General features: G+C 41.3%; 1 protein-coding gene. It reads left to right on the forward strand.

The genetic code is table 11. The features are described from left to right. Nucleotides 1-725: 725 nt before the first annotated feature. Nucleotides 726-2,961 (forward strand): coiled-coil domain-containing protein (locus HMPREF9446_RS17940; RefSeq protein ID WP_009126124.1); only part of this gene is annotated, 2,236 nt, incomplete at its 3' end.

Genomic DNA, 2,961 nt, shown 5'->3' on the forward strand with positions numbered 1-2,961 from the left:
CGTACCTGGGACGAAGCGTTGAATAAGCTGTCAGTATAAAAGGTATAAGGCAGACGGGGATTTAGGGTTAATCTTTTTATGGAAATAAAGCAAGCAAGTCAAAAAGATAAATGCGGTTTCCCGTCTGTTGTTCTACTTGGCGGTTTGGGGATAACAGGCTTGTTTCTGTTGCTATCCTGCTATGATTTGTTCCTGTTTCTCTGTTGTGATGAATATAGTTTACATTATTGTTGGGGCTGATAATTCTTTTGACAGACAATTTGTGTTGTTTCAATTTAATTGATGTGTTTAATGGCGCTATTCGTAAATATATACTTTTGTTGTGCGATGATAGGCGGAAATGGATTTTAGGGTACTGCCTTTTGAAACACTTTTTAATTGTTCCGCTCTATTTTTGTAACGGAAAACCGTTACAAAATATAACTTATTTCCTGTAAATCATCATTTTTTAGTGATAAATTCTTTGTTTTTTATTGCATATTGATTTATTATTTTTATATTTGTAGGCGGGTAAACAAATAAAAGTTAAACGATAACGATTATATTATGAAATAAAGTTAATTGTGTTGCAAAAGAAAAAGATTGCAAAAATAGTGTGGGGTTTTATTTGATGTGTATAGTAATATTCTTACCTAAAGAGAACACGTTTTATAGGATATCCTTTCCCGGAAGGAAGTATCATATTTTACATAACACATGTTTTACTAATACAAAACTTTACGATTATGAAAAAGAAACTCATGATGGTGGCAGTGTTGCTCGGTGCGTTGACATTGGGTGCTTGCGTGGACGACAATGAATCGCAGTCGGTAACGGATGTGCGTAAGGCGAAAGCTGAACAATTGAGTGCCTTGGCTCAGAAAGCAAAAGCCGAGGCTGAGGCATTGCTGATTTCTGCTAATGCGGAAAAAGCATACAAAGAAGCGCTTGCAAAGTATCAAGAGGCTTTGACAAGTAAAGTTGAAGAAGAGATACGCCAGTCTAAAGAAAAGTTTAACGCAGAATTGGAAGCTCTTAAGGCTGAGTATGATGAAAGAATGTGGGAGGCTAAGAAAAATGCTTTGCAGTCGGAACAGGAATTCTTGGATAAGGTAGAGACCCGACTTGCGGCATTGTATATGGCTTATTCTCAGGCTGCGGAAGGTTTGTCTGATTTAAAACAAAAAAAAGCAGGTGCTGAATATGATTTGGTTCGTATGCAGGCTTATGCTTTGACTATAGACAATTATATTAAAGAAAAGACTATCGAGTACGAAGCGCAGATCAAGCAGAAGGAAGCGGAAATCGTAGCTTGGAAAGGTTATAGTGGATTAGACCGGAATGAATTGAGTGCCGAACTGGAGGGCTTGAAACAGGAAAAATATGAGTCTTTTGCTGCGTGGGAGGCTGCGAAGAGTACAAGAGCTACAGCAGAAAAAACTAATGACGAGTTGATTGCCTCATACGATTATAAAACAGAAGGAACCTCTCCTGTGAAGGCTGTGGCTGCGGTGCAGAAGTATTATGAAATGAATCGTAATAGTATGTTTGACCGGTACTGGTTGGCAAATAAAGGGGAATGGGATGTTGCATGGGAAAAGGTGGATGCCGCTAAAGAATTAGGCTTGCTACCGGACAATGTCTATTGTGAGGTAGATGATCATATCATTTATCTTAGTATTCCTTGTTTTGAGATATGGATGGATAATCGGTGGCTTCCATGTGCTCCTATTGCTGAAGAACTTACGGAACTTTCTAAAAATGCTAAATTGTGGGCTCCTTATTATAAAGTGACTTCTAATCTGGCGGTCGATGTTATGACTAAATATTATAACACGTATGTAGATTATGCGATGGAGCAATTAGGTGTTGAAGCTACGGCTACCACAGAGGCTACGGGTCTTTATGGAGTGTTGGCGAGTGCGCAAGCTCTTTTGACTGAGAAAAAAGCGGATTTGGCCACCAAAGAGTCTGAAGTGGCTCCCTTTGAAAAAGCCGTTAAGGATAACCAGGCTCTTGTGGATGCTGCTCAAGCCGAGTATGATAAAGCTGAGGCGGCTCGTGATGCCGTGAATGAAGAAATAGCCGGGTATACTGAGGAAATGCAGGCTGCGCAAAGAGCTATAAATGCTGCAAATGCAGAAAAAGAAGTAGCTCAAGCTAAGGAAGCAACCGCTACGGCAGAGAAAGCAACCGCTACGGCGAACAAAGCTAACGCTGAAGCTGCAAAAACTCAAGCTGAGGCTGATAAGGCTGCTGCTACTACCGATGAAGAAAAGAAAGCCGCTCAAGATAGAATTGACCAAGCAGTGAAGGATATTGCTGCTGCCACTGCTGCCATTACGAGGGCCGACAAGAAATTGGAGGAAGCCAAGGCTGCCATTAAGGCTGCTGATGCCGTAATTGAGGCTGAAACGGCTAAACAAACAGCTGCCGGTGAAAAAGCGGATGCTGCAAGATTGAAGTTGGAGGATGCGCAAGAGGTATTGGCTACTGCTGATAGAGCTTTGAATAATGCAACTACGGAATTATGGATGGCAGAAAACAAACTTGCTACAGTTAAGGGGGTTATCACAACCTTGAAGGGGGAAATTGATACTCAGGAAAAGGCCGTTGCCAAAGCCCAGGATCAGATTAATGCTATTAAAGAGAATATTGCGAATAATGAAGAACGTCAGGCTACCTGGAATGCTGTTGTAGCTGCTTTGACTCCGGATTATGCGGCTGAGGTGAAAGCGTTGGCTACCAATAAGGCCGTGACCGACTATATCGCTGCCATAGAGGTTGAAGATGCGGCAAAACTGGCATACAATGAAATCGGTTCTAAGATTACGGCGGTTAGCGGTTATTTGACCGGTTCTAACAGTGGTGAAGTCTTCGATCCTGCTGCAGAAATCAACAAACTGGAACTTGCAATTGCTGGTTTGAAGAAGAATATTGAAGAACTGAAACCTGTTGGCGGAATTAATTTAGTGCATACTT

This window comes from Bacteroides fluxus YIT 12057 (genome assembly GCF_000195635.1).
GTDB lineage: Bacteria > Bacteroidota > Bacteroidia > Bacteroidales > Bacteroidaceae > Bacteroides > Bacteroides fluxus.